The sequence below is a fragment of the Paenibacillus sp. Y951 genome (assembly GCF_056786395.1).
In genome coordinates, this window is record NZ_JBXCIY010000007.1 from 137,455 (window position 1) to 160,380 (window position 22,926).

Consider the following 22,926-nt stretch of genomic DNA (forward strand, 5'->3'; position numbering starts at 1 on the left):
CACAAAATATGGGCTTATAAAGGTAAATCCTTGCTTACTTGAATTACTCCTTGATCGCTACGATGCGTAGACGTGAGGTGTCGATAAACCATTGTCCATCCTGTTCAAGCTGTGGCTTTACTTTTGCTTCAATGGCACAGTAGATTGCCTCTTTATCGGTAGCAGTGACGTCGACGAAGAAATAATCGGAGACCATATCCAGCCATTTGCGTATACCTGTATCACCATTAAGCGGGGCTAGCTTATCGAAATGTTGCGCGAGCGTGACGCGGAAACCAGTTTGCTCTAGCAGACTGGCATATTCGCCGATGGTCGGTAAATACCACGGACTACGTCCCCCTTCTATTATATAACCACGCGCCTCTAGTTCCTGATGTATTGCGGTAGATAATAGCGCGACATTACCATTGCCAGCGAATTCAGCTACGAATCGTCCGCCCTTGCGGAGTGCTAACCAAATAGAATGAGCAACTGCGGGGGAATCCTTAATCCAATGTATTACTGCATTTGAAAAAACAGCGTCAAACGGGACATCCGTTCGATAATAGCGAGCATCCGCTACTTGAATATTCAACTCAGCGTACTTCTCTTTTGTGCGCTTCACAATAGTCTCGGATAGTTCAATCCCTGTCGGAATTGCTCCTGAAGCTGCGATTTGGGCTGTTAACTCACCATTTCCACAGCCGACATCCAAAATCCGCTCACCAGGCTGGGGCTGCAGTAGAGATAACGCCTCTACTCCTGGCCTAGCATTAATATTTTGCTTAGTATGAGATATTTTCAAGCTCGGATTTGTATTGGAAGATTCGATAGACATAGATGTATACTCCTTATAATTACAGACTTTATGTATCTATAATAGCAATGATGGTAAGTAGCTGTCAAGAAGCTGCCGAGGATACTGCTCGATAAGCGCTTCGGATACGGAAATGTATTTTGAGTATAGTTGGTCGTGATAAATTGAAAATAAGAGCGAAGTTGGCTATATGTAAATTAGCCGACCTCGCTCTTATCACATCGTGATGCTTTTACTATTTTTTGCTTATAAATTCATTCGGTACTTCTTCACCATCTGGATTATTATTTTTAATTTGACTAAGCCGCCCATTTCGGTACTCGCCGCCATGAACTTTATTCTGTCTTTGATCATTATTATCAGTAAGTTCATGATCGTTATGAACGTAGTTCTTCTCATCTGCCATATTGTAAAACTCCTTTCCTGTTACGCATACAATTTAGAATACGCAATCTGGGCAAGAACTATACGGACATCCTTTGTATGTTTAACTTTACCAATGTTGAATCATTCTCTTTCCTCAGTTATCCATTGTTCTAATTCAGGAATCCTATCTGCATATTGTCTGATGACGTTTATCGTTTCTATTACTTGTGCAGTACCCAACCGTTGTTCGACTTCGTCTGTACACTCGATCCATAGTGAACGTTTAAAATTATATTCAAGCCATCCTAATTTTCCTAGAAAACCATTATCAAAGATGTCTTTCCAATTGGCTTTTACAGTTCCATATATACTTTTATAGCCTTCTATAAATGCTACAAATTTCTCTTTATCAATGGTTCCCTCTTCATTTTCAGACCAGTAAATTGCAGTTTCCGCCATCTCTACCATTGGATGAATGAATCCTGCTGCTTCCCAATCAATAATCGTAGGGCAATTGTTATCCCACATAATATTTTTGGGATCTAGATCTCTATGACTTAGAATACAATCATTTGCAAGAAGCTTTGCTGCATTATTTGCCCGTTCAATCCACTTATCAAGATCCTCAATAATCTCAAGTAGCGGGTTAACCCACTCTGAGTTATACTCCTGTCCTTTTTGTAGAAAGTATTTCCAAGCTATTTGCTCAACATTATCTGGATAATCATTAACAAGATCTAATTTAGAGTAATCTGCCATATGGATTTCGGCAAGAATGGAACCGATCTGCTCACAATGATTTTTATTGATCTCATGAAGTTTCAAACTTCTACCCTCTATCCATTGAAACAGAAGATAAAATTGACCCTCTATTTCGTGAATGGATTTCCCATCTATTACTAACGCAGGGAGTGCTTTAATTTTCTTAGCTGCTATGTTTGAGATGCTTTCAGCATTGTAATAGTTCAGCATAGCGGCAGGTCTAACCATTATTTGAGGGTTTAATGCTTTAATTGCATACTTTCCGACTGTCGTTTCAACTGCATACATTCTATGTAAGAGTCCACCTGATATCTGTTCAGGCATACCAATGATCACACCTAAATCTAGGTCAATACACAGTTTTTCGAATTGTAAATTATACTGTATTTCGCTCATAATAAATTTCCCCTTGGAGCTTTTCTAGTTAATGCATATCTCATATTTCTATTAAAATTCCAGATGTTAATAGTTTCATCTAACCCCAATGTTCTTGTTTGATGAAGATTGTCTTCTCTGGCAAGAAGTTATTATAAGGATTTGTTAGTCGAGTACGGAGAGTGAAAGAAGACTACCATCTTCTTTGGAACGTCCATATTTTATCGTGATCGCATCCTTCGGGAATGGGACCTCTAATTCGTAGTAATCGATTGTCTCAGAACTAGTTTCGGCTATTTCCTTACTTTCATAGCCAAACTGAATGCCAGCATTTTTCATCAGCTCTAGCATTTGCTCTAAGCTCGCTCCATCGTACTGCTTTCGTAAGTAATTCGTCCATTCGAGTTCACTCCAATCTGGCGCCTTGACGTCTATATCCTTCAGCTTCATCAACTCCAATATTTCAACAACCTTTTGCCCATCGGCCTCTTGCAATGCTACAGCAAGCGCTATATAAGCTCTATTAAGCGTGGGTAAATAATTCAGTTGATTTTTGATGGCAAGGAAATTAAAAAATTCTTCTGCATTGTGTTCCTCGTTGAACCAGTAAGTATGGAAATCCATTGGATTGACTTCGCTTGATCTCGGAATTAAGTACTCTCCATTATCGGAAACACGGAATACTTTTTGTACACTGAACCTCGTTGGGTATTGGAGTACAAATATATTACTACCATCTCCGCTTACCATTAGTTGGACGGATAAGGGTTCCCGAGCATGTTCACTGCCTTGCATAATTGAAGCGAACCCATTCATGCTGGAGTAGTAAGTCGTACCGTCTTGTGCAGTTTCACGAACAAGTCGATACATGAGCTTACTTTCTCGGGTAAAGGGCTGAACATCTATATGCGTTGAATACCCATCTACAGTTCGAACTTCTTCCATCACATTCCAGGTAATGTTCGCTGTACCACGTAATTGCACTGGTTTTTGATCGCTAGACAAGTTTGGAAGCTGAATATCAATGTGATAATCCCCTGATTGCCACTCGTAAACTGTATACTGCTGCTGTGACAAATGAAAAACTTCAGAAAAATTCGTGAAAAAGGAAACACCCGAAAATCGATTTTTACTCCCCCAATCAAAAGCTGCTAGAAGTTGGCCTGAGGACGCAACAACCCCTACCGTAATTATTACTGGTACGAGCAGCACGGAAATAAATGTAGATAATCGACTACTTTTGACTTCGTGAAATGGCAACTGCGGTACCTGTTCATTATTTTCCTGCAGCTTTGTAATAAGTATTCCCATCAGCCCTCTGAGTAGCATAGTGCCTATTATGGCGAAAGCTACTAGCGGGATCACATAACCAAACGATGAAGTTAATGATTTCGTTAAGCTTATGAACAATGTGCAGATCAACGCCAAAATTGCTAACGGTAGCAATTTTCCAAAAGAACGGCGGAACACTCGTGGTGCTTTGGATAGTGCTTCACCGAAGGATATGTGCTGCAGTACGATCAAATAAGGAGTGAGCGAGTAAAACATTAATGCAATGATTAAAATAACTCCTAGCGGAAAAAACATGATAGCTAGAAAAAATGTTATGATTCCCATCAGTAAATGAAACAGTGACCATGCCAGCATTCCTTTGAAAAACTTACGTCCACATGCGAACAAAGGAACAGAGGTTCCTTGCATTACCGCTGCTTTAAGACCGCCAAGATACATGCCGCGGACAAAGCTTTGCATGACAATCATCACTGCACACATAAGAAAGGATAGCACTCCCCATGATACTGCTCCAGGCTGCAGATGTGTATATGGAACTTTCAAGTCTGAGAGCGTCGGCATATATAACGGAATGGTTGCATTAAAACTGCTTGATTGTACGGCATGTTCTACCGACGATATTGTTGCTTCGAAGACAGGAAATGCAGAAAATCCGAAGTAGATGCCAAGCATGACCAACGTTGTAGTAAGCACTTCGAATGCTAAGACTAGCACGATCAATCGAAAGTTTGCCATTGGTGCCCCTTAATTAAGTTGTTTGTTGTGATTCGTCAACTGCAGTATCTATTTTGTACGTTTGAAAAAATTGCTCAACAAAGTTAACTACCTCTACTTCATTTGCCAATATACATTGTATGTGATCTTCCTCCAAGTCCAAAAGAGCAGTTCCTGTGAAAAGGTTAAGTAGCGTCTCATAATACAAAGGAGATCGTGTTCCAATTAATTTGGAAAGCTGTGCAATTTCAAATCCTAATTGTTCAACCGTTACGTTCATGCCTAGCTGCTCAAAAATATGATCATATTGCATAGAGTCTGACTGCAGCTCGCGTATTTCTGCTGTAAAGTATTGATCGCTATAGGAACGAATGAGATTCGAATAATCCTCAGCTTGAATACTTCCTAGTAAATCTTCATAATAATCTCGTTGCTCACATGCAATGCCGAAGGTACGCGTTTCACTAATCCAGTCCTTATACAGTTGTGAGCTCAATACTTTAGTCATAACTTCTTCTACCGATAATTCTTCCTTCAAATATGTACGTGCTAAGCTTGTTATTGCTTGAGATAATTCCCAATCTCGTTGAAATATTTGATCGTCCATAATTCGCCTCCATAATATTCCTTAACTGTATAGACGAAAAACATCAAGTATTGTTGCAGCCTTATCCTTCGAACCTTCTACAATCTCGGTCTACCATGATGATTATCATGTATTTGAAGTAACAAAAAGACCACCGCTAAAGGTGGCCTTCGATGATTCAACTATCGTTTCTAGTATTCGAAAGTTCTTCAATTAGTGATTTTTATTCATTGGCGCCAAGTCTGTTAGTCTAGTATTTTTGAGATGCAGCTCCATCTTCATCTCCGCTTCCTTCATAACGGCTTGAATCGAACATTCGTCGCTATGAACAAAGTTACATTCAAATAAAGAGGCAGTACCTTCAATGGCGTGGATAATATCCAAAAATGTAATATCGTCTTTTTTACGTAGTAATCGATAGCCACCATTAGCTCCAGAAACCGATTCGATCATTCCTGCTTTCACGAGTCTCGTTAATATTTTGGACAGATAAGTTGGTGAAACACCTTGTGTTTCAGCTAATTGCTGGACACCTACTAGCTTAACTGGAGAATCGTCAACGAGTAAAAGCATCGTGTGTAGTGCGTAATTTGTCGCTTTTGTAAATTTCATCAGGTCACCTCAATCAAAGACTTATTGTATCCATAATATCCTTAACATCACTGAAGTGTCAAGGTAGATCATTACATTCAACTATGACCTACCTATCGACTTAATTAACTAGCAATGACCAATGATCATCAAAGTGCAATGATCTTCGTAGCCACATTTTCACAAAACTCTCTATCATGCTCGACAAACAGAATCGTTGGTGCATATTCTAGCAGTAACGATTCGATTTGCATACGTGAAATAACATCAATGAAATTAAGTGGTTCATCCCATACCAGCAAATGAGCCTGCTCGCTAATACTTTTGGCAATGAGCACTTTCTTCTTCTGTCCCCCGCTAAATGTGGAAATATCTTTTTCAAATTGAACTCTCGAAAAATCCAGCTTTCTTAGCATCGCTTTGAAGATACTTTCATCGATGCCGTTGTCTGCAGCAAAGTTAGATAAATTACCTTGTAGATGGGATGTGTCCTGTGATACGTACGATATTTTCAACTGATTATCTTTCTTGAAGCTACCAGTATAGTGAATGCCCTCACCACAAATAAGCTTGATAATACTTGATTTTCCCGAACCATTTATACCCGAAAGTGCAATTCGCTCACCTTGCTCAATCGTAAATCTAATATCGGAGCATACCATCTTCTCATCATAATAAATTGAAACATGATCAAGTTCGGCAAGCCGGTGTTTATGAAATGTAAGATGCGATAGTTCAAGACTTTCAGAGTTCTCAATGTTTTTCAGCAGTTTGGACTTTTCTCCGATCGCAGATTGCTGTCTTTGCTCAATTGATTTGGAGCGTTTCATCATTTTCGCAGCTTTGTGACCAACATAGCCTTTATCTACTTTTATGCCCGAATTTCTTGTGCCGTTTTTGGTTTTCTCTACCTCGTGTGACCAATCGCCCGTTCGTTTCGCTGATTGGGATAAGCGGTTAATATCTCTTCTAAGCTTTTCATTCTCTGCGAGCTCGAAGTTATCTTGTCTCGACTTATTTTCCCACCAACTTGAAAAATTACCTTTTTGAATTTCGATATTTGTTTTATTGATTGAAAGGATATGGTCTACGCAGTTATCAAGAAACGATCGATCGTGTGACACTAATATATATCCGCGTTTTGTATTGAGATAATGACTAACTAGCTTTCTCGCATTCATATCAAGATGATTCGTTGGTTCATCGATTAATAGGAAGCTATTTTCCTTAATAAATAAAGTAGCCAATAATATTTTCGTCTGCTCACCATTAGATAATGAAGCAAATGGTCGATACAGAACATCTTCAGCAACTTGTAACAAAGAAAGCTCACGCAATAATTTCCAATGCACATAGTCAGAAAAAATATCGTTAATAACGTCGATTGTATCATTTTGCTTGTTAGCAACTGGGAATGGGAAATATTGAAAGTCAACCTGTGCCGAAATCGTTCCACTATACCCATATAGTCCTTGCAACAGACCGAGAAATGTTGTTTTACCTCGCCCGTTCCTACCTGTAAACCCTAATTTCCAATCCGTATCGATTTGAAAGCTTACATTCTCAAATATATTATCATAGCTACCTTCATAGGCAAACGTTAAGTTTGTAACATTAATTAATGACATAAACTAATCCTCCTAAAACTTTTCATTAGCTTCTTGATATGCCACTTGCAAATGAAAAGTAGCTTCAAAAGCATAAGCTTTAATGTAATAAAAGAGCTACAAGAAAGTTACCTCTCTTGTAGCTCAAATAAATACAGTTAAACTAACCCAAAATAGAGTTAGAGTAGGATATATTGTTTGAGTGAAAAGATGTAGCAACTTTCTTGCATATAAAAATAAAACATACGAAAATAAGCATTCATAGTTTTATTATTTTATATTTCTACAAGAAATTGTACATGCTTCTTTTCAACCCCAATCACTAATTTGAAAATATCATATCATACTTATTTTGGAAGATCAATATATTCATTTTAATTACTTCGCGATTAGCTGCTGTAAATGCTCTAGTGAAACGCGTTGAATGAATTTCTTAAACTTCTCTTTCCCTTTGGCGTGCTCGCTATAATAATGAATAAGTGCCATAACAATGGGAACAAGCTGCTCTTCCCGCAATCCTGATATAAGTGATTGAGCAAGCGAGGCTTTGAGTCCTTTCGGTTCGCCACCTACGAAAATTTCATACGTATTACGCATTTTCACGACGCTAATATCTTTCAATAAAGGCTCACTCGTTCCAAGTGCACAGCCAGCATAACCTATTTTAATTGGCATCGGCGTTATAATACCTGCGATCGATGCATTTAATGTTTTTGCTACGTCAAGTCCAGCTTCCTCAGCGCCTTTGCAAAAATTACAAGCGATTAAGCTTTTGGTTACAAATCCTGCGGGATATACTTCTAAGCCTGCCTGTTCTAGCTTTTCAGCAATGAGTTCTCGCTCGTCTACGGGAAGCTCCACATAAAGTTGTCCAAAAGGCGTCATCTCAATACTTGAATTTGCACCTGCTACAGCACCAATTGTCGTAAGCTGCTCTGCTGTAAAAAGACTTCCACCGACCTGGATTGGTGGACTTATTGCTATTTTTATCGTTTCTAACATCGCAGTACTCCTCTAGTTGAAAGACATATACTATTTCACATCAACGACGAAGGGAACGGTAAACACTTCTCCATCCTGCGGAAAGGATAACGACATGACCGACATCACCTAAATATTGTTCTAAGTTGTCGATCGCCGTCTTAGTTGTAGCATCTAAGAAGGTGAATGTTAATGATACGTATTCCTTCGACTTAGTACTACTTAGAGATAGCTCAATTTCCTTGTCACTTACTTCTTTCACTAACTGCTTGTTAGGGGGAAGTATCCCTACAAATTAACTGCGTATTTTCACACGCTGTAGACGAAGCGCATTAAGAACAACAGAAACTGAACTTAATGCCATCGCTGCACCTGCTACCCATGGCGCCAATAGACCGATTGCTGCAATTGGAATACCAAGAGTGTTGTAGCCGAGTGCCCAGAACAGATTTTGCTTAATATTAGCCATCGTTTTACGACTCATATATATAGCATCTGGTATGCTCGCAAGATCACCACGCATTAATGTAACATCGGCAGCTTCCATTGCGACGTCAGTGCCTGTACCGATCGCCATTCCAATGTCAGCTGTTGCTAATGCTGGTGCATCGTTAATGCCATCTCCGACCATTGCCACCTTTTTACCTTGAGCTTGTAATTTCTTCACTTCTTCCGCTTTACCTTCGGGTAGAACTTCAGCTAGCACATGATCGATCCCAACTTGAGCAGCAATTGCCTTAGCCGTCCGCTGGTTATCACCTGTAATCATGATGACTTGAATACCCATTTCCTTCAAACGGCTAACAGCAGCCTGTGAAGTCTCTTTAATCGTATCTGCTACTGCTACCATACCCATATATTTGTTATCGATAGCAACAAGCATCGCTGTTTTTCCGGATTCTTCTAATGTAGACATTGTGTTATAAGCATGCTTTGCGTCTACTGTGAATTTTTCCAATAGTCTTCTTGTACCGATAAGCAACTCTTTACCTTCGACTGTAGCTTTAATCCCGTATCCTGGAATGGCTTCAAACGATTCTGTTTTTGGAAGTTCAATATTTCTTTCCATAATGCCTGCCACAATAGCTTCTGCAAGAGGATGCTCTGAGTTTTTCTCGGCTGCACCTACAAGTTGAAGAAACTCGGTTTCGTTACCTTCAACTATTACGTCGGTAAGCTCAGGCTTACCTTTAGTTACTGTGCCTGTTTTATCTAGAATAATCACATCAATTTTATGCGTTTGTTCTAAATGCTCGCCGCCTTTAAATAGAATGCCTAGCTCTGCAGCACGTCCAGAACCTGCCATAATTGATGTTGGTGTCGCTAGACCTAACGCACATGGACAAGCAATAACTAGAATTGCAATTGCTTTTTCCAATGCTCCTGCGAAATCACCAGGTGTGACAAAGAAGTACCATACTAAGAATGCAATGACGGCAATTGCGACAACGATAGGAACGAAAATTCCCGAGATAACGTCGGCTACCCTCTGAATTGGAGCTTTAGAGCCTTGGGCTTCTTCCACGACTTTAATAATTTGTGCAAGGGCAGTTTCTTTACCTACCTTCGTTGCTCTAATACGAAGCATACCGTTTTTATTAATTGTCGCGCCAATAACGGAATCTCCAGCTTTCTTTTCAACAGGTAGACTTTCGCCCGTCAGCATAGATTCATCTACGGAAGACATGCCTTCTAATACTTCACCGTCGACAGGCACTTTATTACCTGGTCGAACGAGTACAATATCGCCAGCGATAACTTCCTCGACAGAAATCGTTATTTCTTGACCGTCACGAACTACTAATGCGGTCTTCGCTTGTAAACCCATCAATGATTTGATCGCTTCAGACGTTCTACCTTTTGCTAACGATTCAAATAATTTACCCATTAATACTAATGTAATAAGTACCGCACTCGTCTCATAATACATCGCTGGACCGTGGTGAACGTTGCCACCCTCGACTGCCCAAGCAATCGTAAGATATAGACTGTAAAAATAGGCTGCAGATGTACCAAGCGCAACTAAAACATCCATGTTGGCACTACCGTTACGAAGTGCTTTATACGCTCCGATGTAAAATTGTCTACCTATATAAAACTGAACTGGAGTTGCCAATACCAATTGGAACCATGGATTCATAAAGAGATCGGGCAGCCATATCCAAGTGGTGAATGAAAAGTGACTGACCATCGCCCATAGCAACGGAAAGGATAATAACGCAGAAACTAATAGTCTTCGTTTTTGTTTAGATAATTCTTTCGCTCTTCGCTGCGAAGGATCGCCTAGTTCTTGCTTGAGAACGGCTTTGTATCCAAGCTTTTCAACTCGTTGCTGCATATCAGTAACCGAGATGTCAATAGGATTATATTCGACATGGGCGGTTTCCATAGCAAAGTTAACATTAGCCGTTGTTATACCTGGCAGCTTGTTCAAAGTTTTCTCGATTTTCAAAGCGCAAGCCGCACAGGTCATACCTTCTAGTTGTAATTCGATCGTTTCTTTAGCGGTACTATAACCAAGTTTCTGAATACTCTCTTCCATTTTACTAACGTCTACTTTAGTTCGATCGTAAGTGATGGTAGCTCTTTCCATCGCGAAGTTTACGTTGGCTTCAGCTACGCCTTCGAGTTTGTTCAACCCTTTTTCAATACGGTTAGCACAAGCGGCACAGGTCATCCCTGTAATTTGTAAGGAGGTTTGTTCTTTTCCCGCTCCAGTAGTTGTCATAATATGAACACCTCACTTCTTTTAGATATCGTATCCTTGTTCTTCAATTGCTTCTTTGATGTTATCTAAAGTAAGCTTGTTTTCATCGAATTGTATTGTAACAGTTTTAGCGCTAAGATCGACAGTTCCGGTTGCTCCGAGCTCTTGCAGGGCACCTTCAATTGATTTAACACAGTGACCACAAGACATACCCTCTACGTTTAATACTATATTTTTCATAACTCATTTCTCCTCTTATTGTAAATTTCATTCGTAACCATTATTTACATGGAATACGATATGTAAACTCTCTCGATAATATTAGTATACCCCCCTACCCTATATTAGTCAATATAATTAAAGCAAAAAAGGATTCAATGTTGAATCCTCTTTATTCATTATTTAATTAATTTTTGGATCGTAACTAATAGCTCATCAATAACTTCGTCTTCGCCTTCTTGAATGCGTTCTATAACACAGCTTTTCATATGATGCTCTAGTAGCAGCTTACCTACGCCGTTCAAAGCAGATTGGACAGAAGCGATTTGATTGAGCACATTATCGCAATACGTGTCTTTTTCGATTAACCCTTTCAGTCCTCTTACTTGACCTTCAATTCTATTGAGTCGGCTTATTAAGTTCTTTTTTGTTTTATCAGAGTGATGACTTTTCCGATCATCTGATGAACATGATTCGTGCTCATGAGTTACATTTTCCATAAACCGCTCACTCCTTTAGATTGCATTATAATATACTATAGTCCCCCTATACTATATAAAGCAAATGAAACATTTTTGCAATATCGTGTCATCTTACAGGATAATTGTAAGCAACAAAAAAAGAACTCTTGTGTTGGAGAGTCCTTTCTTGGTATTAGCACGATCTATAGTCAATAACAACATTATTTATAAATGCATTTAAGCGTATTGAAACTTTTTGTCCGAAGTGATACTGTGTTGAGAACGATGTTCCTGTTCCTTTGTACTTTCAATACATGTAGTTAATCTGCAAAACGTAAGGTGAGAATGATCGCTTGTTCTAGCTTGCTTAACGATTCAGGTGATAAGTCCGCTGTATAAATGTGATTAGTACTCGTTGCTTGCATTCCCCATATAGGTACAGAGTCTTCTGCGCTAAATTTATAAGGCTTAGCCATATTGATTACTCCTTTTGTAGCTAACTCATTGTCCCATTCAGTACTACAAGTAATGGTACCAGCGCCTACGTCGCGTATTGTACTCACTTTAATCTCATTAAAATCGTCCTGACCCTTAATGGAAACGGTATTAATGGATACAATGATTTCAATTTCCTTGCTTTTTGAGTCTTCCGGTTTATAGAATACATCTATAATAGAACAGGCTGAACCAACTTTCTCGCCATTTTTCCAAATATCGATATCCAGGTTTGCATTTGGTCTGTTGCCTTCATAGCGCAATTTAAACGCTCCCGACATACTTCCTAAAAATGGTTTGAACTTAGCAGCGTCACCTTTGAACAGCTCGACGGGTGTCAAAGTGATTTTGCTAGGTTCATCTTTATTAAGATCAGGTGACTGTTTCAATGTTATTTCGGGAGGCTCGTTATCTTTAGGTACGGTCGTCTGTGTTTCTACTGTACACCCCGTTAAAGCTAGTAATAATATAATTAAGCAAGTAGTAATACGCATAAAATCCCTCCTGCTAAAACATTTTACTATAAACTATTCGGAATTACCACATATACCCAAAAGCATCTTTTGAATTATCATTATTGAAGTTAATCAAGCTTTCATATGATGATAATTGCATAATATAGAGAAGTTAGTAAGCAAAAAAGAAAGGGATGATTAGTGATTAATAACCATTCCTTGCTTTTTTGCTATTGATCGATAACTAGTTCATCATTTCTAATCAGATTATATGTAATCGGGGAGTAGCTTTTCATAAATAATGAAACCATCTGTTTCACCCATGTAGTTATAACCACATTGCTTATAAAAGTTATTAAGCTTTTCATTATGGGCAATACAATCTAGTTTAATTCGATCCCTTCCAGTAAAATGGATGCCATGATCAATCCACGACAATATATGTGAACCTAATTCTCTACTAGAGTACTCACGATTGACGATTAATCGATGTAAGTATACGGCATCGTTCTTACTTGTAGCTATTTCTCCCCAAAGTTCCCGATCCCATTCACTTGGATGATGTTGCAAAATGACTGAACCAGCTAAAGCATCCTCTCCTGCTTTTCGAAAAACAATCACTTCGCCCTTAGCTATTGCGTTGGCCAGATATTGGTCATCTTGCTCATTAGGCAGACTATTCCATTGTGTGGATCCTATACTTTTCAACCAGTTTACTGTATCTTCAATCAAATCGCGAATCGCGTTCATATCTTGAACAGTAGCCTGAAAAGCATAAATGTCTTCGTTTATAGACGGATTTTTTATTTGTAAACTTGTCATGCTACACCTCTCATGTCGTTTAATATCTCAAAAATAATCTGAAAAATATGGATGCTCTTGTCTAATCAATTTTTCAAGTATTTCGATCGAAGCTTCATCCGCTTTAATTCGTCCAATTCGCTCTAAGTAAGTCGGACGTTTATAGCCCATCATCATCGTAGTTAATGTGGGAACATCAATAATGAATGAAGGATTCACGCCTCCTTCATGTAGGCTACCCTTACCAGTAGTATCTACTGTCAAAGTAAAGGTGCCTTGATTCCATTCCAACATAGGGTCGTGCAAAGTGAATGTTAGCTCGTGTACTTGATTCAGACTTCTGAAAGGGTATTGTTCAACGAATAATTTGACGTCTACAATCCGAGCCATATAGTAAGGAGCTATCTTTTCCTTAATATCCCCGTCATCTAAAATAAAGGATAAAGGTTCATTTTTGTAGATATCACCTTTGACTAGTTTTATCATAGAAAAATGAGCACTAATAAAATTCCATAACCCAGTACGCGCCTCTTCTATAATGTATACCATTTCTTTAATATAAAATATTTCTTCAGCCACCCAATATAACAAATACCCCACAGGTAAATTATTATCGTCATAATAGATGGCTACCGTCATATCATCTAAATCCCAACGCAAATATTCTTCCCAAGCTAATTTGTTGCGAAGCATTGCTCCATGGTGTGATAAAGCAAACTTTTCATATATCAATTTAATATCTGGATGGTCAATCGTAACCCTTTCTACGCTTCCTGGAACGTATTTCGTCTTGGGTAACTGAGTATCAGGAACTTCAAAAGATATTTTATCAGTAATGATTTCCCAGCCTTTTCTCCTGTAATAAGGAATGGAGTATGGATAAAGAAATGAAATCGATTGCTTATGTTCTCTCATCTTTGTTAAAGCATGAAGCATCAGTTTATTCATTAAGCCCAGATTCGCATATTCAGGATAAGTACCAACACCAGTAATCCCCGCCATCTCATAAATATGTCCGAAAATATTTACTTGAAATGGGTAAATGGCTAACTGAGAAATTAATTTATCTCTATCGAACCAACCTAATACTTCTGCATGCTTGAGCACTGCTAATTTGGCTTGAGTAATTTCTCTATTTTCCCAACCAAAGGTTTGTAAATCACGATTGGTTACTTGAAACACATAGCGTAATAAATCGTTAAATTGCTCCCCATGTTTAGTTTCAACATTTCCTAATCTGAGTCTGTCCTGTAATTTACTACGACTCATCATCATATCCTCCGATTCATTGTGAGTGAGTTATTTCCGGCCGTAATCAGCTTTAATCTGACCCCATTCTTTCGTATTCCATTTCATCACTTTGGTATCATATTGGTTATTCTGCAACCAAGCTATGGCACGATCAACTAATTCCCATATTTCTTGTGTAGAAGCATCTCGAACTAATGTAGACGAAACGTTTTTTTTCTTCACCCAATTAATTGCATTAACCGAGTCGCTATATATATTTCTTGAGCTTCCGATCTTTTTAAGATAAGCAAGCGCATGGACAATTGCAAGAAACTCACCAAGATTGTTCGTACCTTTCGATATCGGACCAACTGAGAAAATAATCTCACTATTACGTGTATCGACCCCTTTGTACTCGACTGGGCCTGGATTTCCACTTGTGCCAACATCTACAGAAATCGCATCGTAATCAATTTCACCGGCGCTTGGACTAAGTGAACTAGTTTTGGCAGTTGCTTTCGTACTTGGATTGGCACTTCCTTGCCCCCAATGCATCTCCCACCCGTCTTTGAATGCTTTGGTTGCCGCATCCTTTGAATCATATGCTTTATATTTCGCACCGTACACTTTAAGGACTTGCTGCTGACATTCTGGCCAACTCATATATATTCCAGGCTTTTTCCCGCTCCACACGACATAATATTTTTGCTTTGCCATAATTGAAAACTCCTATCTACTGTATAACAGTATCTTCTATTGTAATGCTCACTTTATAACCTGAAAACTTTCTCATATTGATAACGGCATGTTCAAAAATAAAATAATTACCCATTATGCCAATAAGTCGATCGTTAATGATTGGAGTTTTTGTTAATGCATAGTCTAAGCACTCCAACTCACTTTGATAATAATTTCTTATTTAATAATAACGCATTAACTGAAAAATAAATACAACCTCTACTAGTGTAGAGGCTGTAGCTTGGTCAATTAGCTATTCATAAAACTTCTTATTGCGGGCTATCTTGCTTTTTCGTAATAACGACACGTGAATTGCCCATCATAAAGACGAATATAACTGCTGCGGCGATTGGGATGATAGCGAGTAAGAAAATATGTGCAATCGAGCTGGACATCGCATCGACAATCTTTTCGAGAATAGGTGCGGGTATCGTTTCGCGTACACTCGGCTCGAAAATTTGTCTTGTGTCACCAATATTGGACATTGCTGCTAAATTGCTAAAGCCTACATCTTTGAAGCTTTCCGCTAGCTGATTAGAAAATACTTTGTTTTGAATCGTACCAAAGATCGTAATTCCCATCGTCATTCCAAGTGTACGAAGGAAAGCATTCGTAGAGTTGGCCGTTCCCCGATAGCGAGGCTCCAAATTATGCTGTGAAGCGGTTGGTAGCAATGAGAAGGAAAAGCCCATGCCGAACCCGACGATAACCATAAATAGCGTTAATAAAATTCTTGAAGTGTCTGGTGTAAGCGTGCTAAGCAGCGACATTCCCGCCAGGTAAGATACAACAGATAGAATCATTAAGTTACGATAGCTTGTTTTCGTAGAGAATATACCACCAATCGAGCTACCTACAACAGAGCCTAGCATCATCGGCGTTAGAAACAGTCCAGCACTCGTTGCCGAACCACCGAACACTGCTTGAATAAAGATCGGAATATAGACGGTCAATATAATAAATGTACCGCCGTATAAGAATGCCAATATTTGCGATGAAGCAAATAAACGACGCTTAAATAAGAAGAATGGTAAAATCGGTTCTTCTGCTCGTAATTCTACAAAGAAAAATACAATAAAGAAGAGCGCAAAGCTCGCAAATAAAGCAATAATCGGTGTTGAATTCCAGTCGTATTTATTACCGCCTAGCTCTAAGGCAAACATGAGACTGACTACCGCGATAACAAGTGTTGATGCCCCCCACCAATCGATCTTTTGCTTCGTATGAATTGGGGTTTCGATATAATTTTTCATGATGAGAATTAATGCAATGATACCGAGCGGAACATTGATGTAAAATACCCATTCCCAGCCGATAGAGTCTGTAATATAAGCACCAAGTAAAGGTCCCACTAGACTTGCCAAACCAAAAACAGCACCTAGCAGGCCAACCATCTTCCCTCGTCTCTCCGGTGGAAAGATATCGAAAATGATCGTAAATGCTATTGGCATTAACGCACCGCCACCAATACCTTGGATCGCACGGTAAATGCTTAGCTGTTCTATCGTTTGAGCTAAGCCACAAAGAGCTGAACCGATGAGAAATACGGTTAAGCCAAACACGAAAAATCTTTTCCGTCCGTACATATCTGATAATTTACCGAAAATCGGCATGCCGGCCATCGTTGTAACCATATAAGCTGATGTTACCCAGACAAATTTTTCTACGCCACCAAGCTGCGACACAATCGTTCCCATTGCCGTTGCAACAATCGTATTGTCAATGGCTGACATGAATATAGCAAGCAATAAGCCTGCCAAAACTAATGTAATATTACTCTTTTTCAGTTCCACTAGTTAACCCCTTTGCAAAAAAAGTATTCTATTCATTATTATAAACCTTTCGTCAATCAGATGACTAGTTATCTTGTGATGATGTTGTCCAATAGTCGCTGAACGGCTGCATCAGATGTAAGTAGTTCCTTTGTGTTACCTTTACGTTCTACCCACTCTACATTTCCATTGACAGCATCTTTACCGACTACAATTCGATATGGAATACCGATGAGATCTGAATCTTTGAACTTAACTCCTGGACGCTCGTCTCGATCATCAATCAGCACATCTACCCCATTACGCTCTAATTGTGCTGTCAAGTGCTTAACTAACTGCATTTGAATATCGTCTTTTATGGAAATAGCTATAATATGAACGTGATACGGTGCTAACGCTATGGGCCATATCATTCCATATTCATCATGATGCTGTTCCACGACCGCTGAAAGAATACGCGACACCCCTATGCCATAGCATCCCATTATCATCGGCTCTGCTCTGCCGGATTGATCTAGAAACGTTGCGGACAATTTTTCACTGTACTTTGTTCCTAATTTGAAGACATGCCCGATTTCTATACCACGATGAAGTTGAAGTTTTCCTTGTTCACAACGAGGACATGAATCTCCTTCTACAACATTTCGGAAATCCCCCACATGTGTCAAAGTAAGATCGCGCGATACATTTATATGACGATAATGATAATTAGCAACATTTGCTCCTACGATCCCATCGGTAATTGAAAGTGTACTGGAATCAACAAGAATAGGAATGTTTAAGCCAATAGGTCCAATGTATCCTATTTCAGAAGCCATGTACCGTTGTACTTGTTCGGTTTCTGCAAGCATAATTGTATCGGCATTCAAATACTGTTTGACTTTAATCTCATTGACATCATGATCACCACGTACCACGACCGCTATAGGTGCATCATCTACGATATATAGTAATGTCTTCAATATTTGTCTTGACTCGACCAGTAAAAATTGTACGAGTTCTTCTATTGTACGTGTATCGGGCGTATAAATCTTTTCTAGCACTTCTAGAGGTAGATTAGTATTATCTATTGAAGTAAGTTCCTGCTGGTTAGCTTCAGCCTTTTCCAGGTTAGCGGCATACTCACAGCTACTACACGCTGCGATCGTATCCTCTCCAATATCAGCTAAAGCCATAAATTCATGGGTACCGCCTTCTCCACCAATTGCTCCTGCATCAGCCTCTACTGCCCGATAGTTTAGTCCTACCCTAGTGAAAATACGATGATAAGCATCATACATACTTCGATAGGAATGATCTAGCCCTTCCCAATCCGTATCAAATGAGTAGGCGTCCTTCATAAGAAATTCTCTACTACGCAGTAACCCAAAACGGGGTCTACGTTCGTCACGGAATTTCGTTTGGATCTGGTATAAGGTCACTGGTAATTTGCGATAAGAGCTAATCTCATTGCGCACTAGTGATGTAATAACTTCTTCATGAGTAGGTCCGAGTGCAAATTCTCGATTATGGCGGTCGGAGATTCGCATTAATTCTGGACCGTATACTTCGTTTCGCCCAGATTCCTTCCATAATTCAATGGGCTGAATGGCTGGCATTAATAACTCTTGAGCATCAGATCGGTCCATTTCTTCACGGATGATGTTTTCTATTCGTTGCAGAACTCTTTTTCCAAGCGGCAGATATGCATAAATTCCAGCAGCGAGTTGGCGAATATAGCCTGCACGCAACATTAGTTGATGACTTATCACTTCTGCATCTGAAGGAGACTCTCGCAATGTGGATAATAATAATTTACTTTGTTTCATAAACGTACACTCTCCAATGTTTTTGTAATATAACACAAAAAGACGCATTCGCTAGGGACGAATGCGTCGTGGTACCACCCTAATTTGATCATAAATACAATTACGATCCTTCATCTTATAACGGATTACTCCGATAATGGTTGTGTTACTCTCCATTATAGCTCACAAGGTAGGACATAATTGTATCGGATGAAAACTCTTTCAGCTAGCGAGTTTCTCTCTGTTCACCGAATCGAATTATTGGGCCTTGCTCAAAGCTTTGTTCGTATTATATTTTCATTAATATAACTGAATTGACGATAAAGGTCAATGATGACAACTACATGCAGCTTGCAAGCCATACCTCCTAGTCATTATAGTAGGTCAGCTACTGTTAGAGCGTTCATTGCTGCAAGCTCTATTATTTTGCTCGCAACGATCTGCTCATCACTTTCAATAACTTCATTAGCCAGTTGCATAAGCTGAGGATGATTACCTACACATACCGAGTATTTCGCAAAGGTAAACATCGAGAGGTCATTTGCATCATTCCCAAATGCTATATAGTCATATGGCGCTATACCTACCGCTTGAATTCCAGCCCATTTATCAATATTTTGCGGGCTAATATCGATAATATCCTCATTGCCATGCTTCGAAATGACGACAGGCAATTTTGAAAGCTCCTCCAGCATCGATTCATTATCGTCACTGTCTAAAATGACTACTTTAACAAAGCCAGGTAAGCTATCCAATGGTCGGTTATATGCTCTTTGCTGCGGATCTAGATTCCTACGAATCGCGTACTCTTTCCTAGCGTAATAAGCATAATCCCAGCTACTATCTATCAAATAATCCGCATTATATTTCTTAATGAGCTGTATCATAGACTGCGCTATCTCTTGTTCGAAAAAAGTCGTCTTAATGTGTAGCGGGTCAACAGCGACAAATGCTCCATTGCCTCCGATCATCGGATAATGCTGCATCGATTGAGGTAAAATCGGAAGCAAATCACGAATCGGTCTAGCTGAAGCAAATATAATAGAATGCCCATATTGTTCAAGTGATTGTAGCGCACGTACGATCACTTCCGATAAAGGTTGTCCCTTAAAGCAGATCGTTCCATCCAAATCAAAAATAAATTTCATAATAATTACGCTCTCCATTTATAGGTAAGTAGATATCGGTGCAGCTAGTTTACTTTAGTTAATGAAATGACTTGTTTCGTCCGTGGAGTGAGCACTACTGTAAGTAAATCATCCACATTGTATAGCTTATATTCTGGCTTAGCTAGACGAATCGTCAGCTCTTTGTTGTTGCTCATTCTGATTCGCATATCTCTACTATAAAGTGAGATAACTTCAGCTTGAATTGTCGTTCTGCTTGTACTGAACAGATCTAGCAGTAATAGTGTACTAATAACGGTCAATACAATCGCAAGGATTAGAAAGCCTAATGCAATCATAGTACTATTTTCTTGAAAAGTAATCGCAGAATAAATAAAGCAAATGATCGTTACTATGATTGCACTATATGTAAGAAATCGAAACGAATTCAATCGGTCCATATCTACTCTCCTTTGACTGTAAAATAAGTTATGTATTAGAGGTAAATCATTACTGACTCATTATATTCGACTCTATCTAGCAGATCAAGCTTACGCATTAAGAAAGGCTAGATCGCAACCTGGGCAATTCGTTATCTCTAGTGCGAGATCAGCTCCGCATGCAGGACAATGACCTCTATTTACTTCACTTTGCAGTTTTCTAGTAGAAGCTTCGTTGCTGGCAGGATTTTCTCTATCATTGATTAATTGCTGGACAAGCTGTTTTAATTCATTGACTTCCATAGCTAGCTTTGATGATTCAAGTGCACTCGAGACGATCCAGTAAACTAACATAATAACTAAGGAGATTCCAACCAACCATGTTAATAAATTTATGGCAATTTCCCACATATAATAATTTCTCCTATTTCAATGTTAACAATCTTTATTCTCAACCCTATTTGATGAGACAAAATCCAATCCTTTTGCTTTAAGCGCTGGTTCGAGAGTTCGAATCGTTTTTGGGCCTAACCCATGTAATTTCAATAATGCTGTAACACTATGTCGGCTAACCTCTTCAAGCGTATAAATATTTGCACTCAATAACGCTCTAAGGGCAGGTTGGGATAGTCCGTCAGGAAGTTGGTGTTCTTTCATAAATGCTTCTGCTCCTTTGTAATCTCGATAAGTCGATAAATGGCTAGTTCAAGGTCCTTGGTATGAGTAAGCTGTAGTTTCAATGCGTTCCAGCAACCTATACCAATGATAATAATGATTAATAACATAAGTATGATAATGATATAAAGCATAGGTACTCTCCTAATAGTATAATTTTCGCATTTAAATTGATCACATAAAGAAATTATACTGCTGTCTTTCAGCTTCGTCGCATTGAACAGAAATAGAATACAGTATATAATTTTACAATAATATACAGTTGATTGCGAGATAAAAAATATTAAGATTATATTATGTTGATCTTATTATTCGAATCCATACAGCCAATATCGTGCCGCTAATGAGACAATATAATGTGCATGCTACCTGCACGATAATTATAAAGCCAACAGTATAATCATTTTCTTGGACTTCAGTTGTACCTCCAAAGCTTAGAAGAAACAACAGATAGAAAATAGGCGCACTGATCATATTAATAAAGGCGATTCCTAAGAAACGTTTATCATAACTAATATAAGTTACCACTGTAAATAGGCTAGTAATAACGAGCAGTACAATCATCATGTAATCGAAAAGCAGACCACCATTATAATTGAAGTAAAATAATATCTCGTTAATTATAATGAACAATATGGAGATGAAAAGCGTCATTAGTAAGGAGCTTGATATCGTAGAAGCGGGCATGATCATTTCTCCTCACTTTTTCTTAAGCTGTTCCCTTCGATCCTCATCTCGCTGCATAGCTTCCTTTACATAATCACGTTTTGGAATTCGACTGCTTATGTCGAGCAGCAGCACAATAATGATAAGCAATAACAAAATAACGATGAATTGCATAGTCGTCCACCTCTTTAATGAAATTTATTCAATAATTTGCATATGCTGTTCATCGAACTTCCAATGCTCAGAATAAGCTACCTCCCAATAGAAACCATTTGGATCGGAGAAGTATCCACTATAAGTGTAATTAGATTAATTCTATTCATTATTATACCTACCTTTATCAATAGATTAGAATTTATATATTACTGAAAATAAGATAATTGTTTAATTTGAGTAATAACACGATCATAGCTCTTCTTTAGCTTATTTCTGTTATCAGGAAGTAATGTTAGATGAAGTTGAGTAGCAATCTCCTCTACAACTTGATCAATAGTTTTCGAATCTGTATGTAAGTAAGTTTGAAATATCGGATCTGAGAGGTTTTTCACACATCTATCGATTTGTTCTGCTGGCCAAGAATGTGATCCCTCTCCACGTTTTCTAAGCCTTTTCAATAACGTTTCACGAGAAGCACCAAGTGTAAAGTGATGAATACGAACTCCTTCTACTCGAAGTAGTTCCAAGATCTCAGAGAAGTATTGTGAATTAACTATGGTCATTGGAACGATGATGGTACCATTATACTGCTCTATCATATGTCGATTCTTCTTTGCAATTCATGTGCAGTTTGCGTCTTACCAGCACCAAATGCTCCATTAATCCAAATAATCATTTCAATACCTCGCTTACTTAACTGGTTCTATTTGTCCATTTATAAAACCAACGATAAATAATGTAACCTATTATAAAACCAATACTATTAAGTATATAATCATCAACATCAAAGCTTCCTCTGCGCAGTAATAATTGTGAAAGCTCCATTATCGTAATACCGATTAGAAAGAAGGCCAGCAGGAATATTAGCTTCTTACGAATGATAGCTGGTAGTAAAATGCCGAACGGCACAAATACGATAATGTTACCTATAATATTGACAATTAATGGTTTGCTAAACAATGGATATAGTTGAAACATTTCAATAATAGTAGCTAAAGGTATTATATTGTATTGATAATGTAGTTGAGGACTTCTGTCAAACCCGAAGAGCATCCAGTAAACGAGTAACAGTGTATATGTTAGTAAAATATAGTTTTTTTTCATCGTCTACATCCTATTCAATTGATTCAATGAACAACGTTATTTC

General features: G+C 38.6%; 27 protein-coding genes and 2 pseudogenes. All 29 read right to left on the minus strand.

The features are described 5' to 3' along the window. Window positions 1-43: 43 nt before the first annotated feature. The gene (locus AC1TPB_RS12200) at window positions 44-817 is read right to left on the minus strand and encodes a class I SAM-dependent methyltransferase (protein WP_482076738.1); all 774 of its coding nucleotides are present in this window, start codon (window positions 815-817) and stop codon (window positions 44-46) included. Between the two features lie 214 nt (window positions 818-1,031). Then, window positions 1,032-1,202, minus strand: coding sequence for a hypothetical protein (locus AC1TPB_RS12205; protein WP_482076739.1), 171 nt, complete (start codon window positions 1,200-1,202; stop codon window positions 1,032-1,034). A gap of 101 nt (window positions 1,203-1,303) precedes the next feature. Next, on the minus strand, window positions 1,304-2,320 hold the full coding sequence (locus AC1TPB_RS12210; RefSeq protein ID WP_482076740.1) for a phosphotransferase: 1,017 nt from the start codon (window positions 2,318-2,320) through the stop codon (window positions 1,304-1,306). A gap of 144 nt (window positions 2,321-2,464) precedes the next feature. Then, window positions 2,465-4,327, minus strand: coding sequence for a hypothetical protein (locus AC1TPB_RS12215; protein ID WP_482076741.1), 1,863 nt, complete (start codon window positions 4,325-4,327; stop codon window positions 2,465-2,467). 13 nt (window positions 4,328-4,340) lie between these two features. Then, window positions 4,341-4,913 (minus strand): hypothetical protein, encoded by a 573-nt coding sequence (locus AC1TPB_RS12220; RefSeq protein ID WP_482076742.1) that lies wholly within the window; start codon window positions 4,911-4,913, stop codon window positions 4,341-4,343. A gap of 192 nt (window positions 4,914-5,105) precedes the next feature. After that, a complete protein-coding gene (locus AC1TPB_RS12225; RefSeq protein ID WP_482076743.1) occupies window positions 5,106-5,504 on the minus strand; it encodes an Rrf2 family transcriptional regulator in 399 nt (132 codons plus the stop codon). Window positions 5,505-5,632: 128 nt separating this feature from the next. Further along, window positions 5,633-7,111: an Lsa family ABC-F type ribosomal protection protein gene (locus AC1TPB_RS12230; RefSeq protein ID WP_482076744.1), complete on the minus strand. Its 1,479-nt coding sequence runs from the start codon at window positions 7,109-7,111 to the stop codon at window positions 5,633-5,635. A gap of 357 nt (window positions 7,112-7,468) precedes the next feature. Next, window positions 7,469-8,092 carry a nitrite reductase gene (locus tag AC1TPB_RS12235; protein WP_482076745.1) on the minus strand — a complete coding sequence of 208 codons (624 nt, stop codon included), beginning with the start codon at window positions 8,090-8,092 and terminating at the stop codon, window positions 7,469-7,471. A 40-nt stretch (window positions 8,093-8,132) separates the two neighbouring features. Continuing rightward, window positions 8,133-8,333: a hypothetical protein gene (locus AC1TPB_RS12240; protein ID WP_482076746.1), complete on the minus strand. Its 201-nt coding sequence runs from the start codon at window positions 8,331-8,333 to the stop codon at window positions 8,133-8,135. A gap of 33 nt (window positions 8,334-8,366) precedes the next feature. Continuing rightward, complete coding sequence (locus AC1TPB_RS12245; RefSeq protein WP_482076747.1) at window positions 8,367-10,799, minus strand: heavy metal translocating P-type ATPase; 2,433 nt, start codon at window positions 10,797-10,799, stop codon at window positions 8,367-8,369. Between the two features lie 21 nt (window positions 10,800-10,820). Beyond that, on the minus strand, window positions 10,821-11,018 hold the full coding sequence (locus AC1TPB_RS12250) for a copper ion binding protein (protein ID WP_482060784.1): 198 nt from the start codon (window positions 11,016-11,018) through the stop codon (window positions 10,821-10,823). 158 nt (window positions 11,019-11,176) lie between these two features. After that, window positions 11,177-11,497 (minus strand): metal-sensitive transcriptional regulator, encoded by a 321-nt coding sequence (locus AC1TPB_RS12255; protein ID WP_482060783.1) that lies wholly within the window; start codon window positions 11,495-11,497, stop codon window positions 11,177-11,179. A 281-nt stretch (window positions 11,498-11,778) separates the two neighbouring features. Then, window positions 11,779-12,447, minus strand: coding sequence for a hypothetical protein (locus tag AC1TPB_RS12260; RefSeq protein WP_482076748.1), 669 nt, complete (start codon window positions 12,445-12,447; stop codon window positions 11,779-11,781). Between the two features lie 228 nt (window positions 12,448-12,675). Continuing rightward, the gene (locus tag AC1TPB_RS12265) at window positions 12,676-13,230 is read right to left on the minus strand and encodes a GNAT family N-acetyltransferase (protein ID WP_482076749.1); all 555 of its coding nucleotides are present in this window, start codon (window positions 13,228-13,230) and stop codon (window positions 12,676-12,678) included. Window positions 13,231-13,257: 27 nt separating this feature from the next. Further along, entirely contained in the window at window positions 13,258-14,478 is a 1,221-nt protein-coding gene (locus tag AC1TPB_RS12270) for a GNAT family N-acetyltransferase (protein WP_482076893.1), read from the minus strand. 30 nt (window positions 14,479-14,508) lie between these two features. After that, window positions 14,509-15,156, minus strand: coding sequence for a ribonuclease H (rnhA, locus tag AC1TPB_RS12275; protein ID WP_482076750.1), 648 nt, complete (start codon window positions 15,154-15,156; stop codon window positions 14,509-14,511). Between the two features lie 16 nt (window positions 15,157-15,172). Beyond that, window positions 15,173-15,334 (minus strand): DUF2797 domain-containing protein, encoded by a 162-nt coding sequence (locus tag AC1TPB_RS12280; RefSeq protein WP_482076751.1) that lies wholly within the window; start codon window positions 15,332-15,334, stop codon window positions 15,173-15,175. 112 nt (window positions 15,335-15,446) lie between these two features. Next, the gene (locus AC1TPB_RS12285) at window positions 15,447-16,970 is read right to left on the minus strand and encodes an MDR family MFS transporter (protein ID WP_482076752.1); all 1,524 of its coding nucleotides are present in this window, start codon (window positions 16,968-16,970) and stop codon (window positions 15,447-15,449) included. A 68-nt stretch (window positions 16,971-17,038) separates the two neighbouring features. Beyond that, entirely contained in the window at window positions 17,039-18,757 is a 1,719-nt protein-coding gene (locus AC1TPB_RS12290; RefSeq protein WP_482076753.1) for a proline--tRNA ligase, read from the minus strand. A gap of 353 nt (window positions 18,758-19,110) precedes the next feature. Next, window positions 19,111-19,884: an HAD-IIB family hydrolase gene (locus AC1TPB_RS12295; RefSeq protein ID WP_482076754.1), complete on the minus strand. Its 774-nt coding sequence runs from the start codon at window positions 19,882-19,884 to the stop codon at window positions 19,111-19,113. A gap of 44 nt (window positions 19,885-19,928) precedes the next feature. Next, a complete protein-coding gene (locus tag AC1TPB_RS12300; RefSeq protein ID WP_482076755.1) occupies window positions 19,929-20,303 on the minus strand; it encodes a hypothetical protein in 375 nt (124 codons plus the stop codon). A gap of 90 nt (window positions 20,304-20,393) precedes the next feature. Further along, window positions 20,394-20,693, minus strand: coding sequence for a hypothetical protein (locus AC1TPB_RS12305; protein WP_482076756.1), 300 nt, complete (start codon window positions 20,691-20,693; stop codon window positions 20,394-20,396). 24 nt (window positions 20,694-20,717) lie between these two features. Beyond that, complete coding sequence (locus AC1TPB_RS12310) at window positions 20,718-20,939, minus strand: helix-hairpin-helix domain-containing protein (RefSeq protein ID WP_482076757.1); 222 nt, start codon at window positions 20,937-20,939, stop codon at window positions 20,718-20,720. After that, the gene (locus AC1TPB_RS12315) at window positions 20,936-21,091 is read right to left on the minus strand and encodes a hypothetical protein (RefSeq protein ID WP_482076758.1); all 156 of its coding nucleotides are present in this window, start codon (window positions 21,089-21,091) and stop codon (window positions 20,936-20,938) included. Before AC1TPB_RS12315 ends, AC1TPB_RS12310 begins: the two co-directional genes overlap by 4 nt. 160 nt (window positions 21,092-21,251) lie before the next feature. Next, entirely contained in the window at window positions 21,252-21,644 is a 393-nt protein-coding gene (locus AC1TPB_RS12320) for a hypothetical protein (protein WP_482076759.1), read from the minus strand. Between the two features lie 12 nt (window positions 21,645-21,656). Then, window positions 21,657-21,797 carry a hypothetical protein gene (locus AC1TPB_RS12325; RefSeq protein ID WP_482076760.1) on the minus strand — a complete coding sequence of 47 codons (141 nt, stop codon included), beginning with the start codon at window positions 21,795-21,797 and terminating at the stop codon, window positions 21,657-21,659. Between the two features lie 24 nt (window positions 21,798-21,821). Beyond that, window positions 21,822-21,920: pseudogene (locus AC1TPB_RS12330) on the minus strand (VOC family protein); the annotation flags it as partial. Window positions 21,921-21,985: 65 nt separating this feature from the next. Beyond that, window positions 21,986-22,455 (minus strand): annotated as a pseudogene (locus AC1TPB_RS12335) (DEAD/DEAH box helicase family protein). Between the two features lie 17 nt (window positions 22,456-22,472). After that, window positions 22,473-22,883, minus strand: a complete 411-nt coding sequence (locus AC1TPB_RS12340; protein WP_482076761.1) for a VanZ family protein — start codon at window positions 22,881-22,883, stop codon at window positions 22,473-22,475. Window positions 22,884-22,926: the final 43 nt, after the last annotated feature.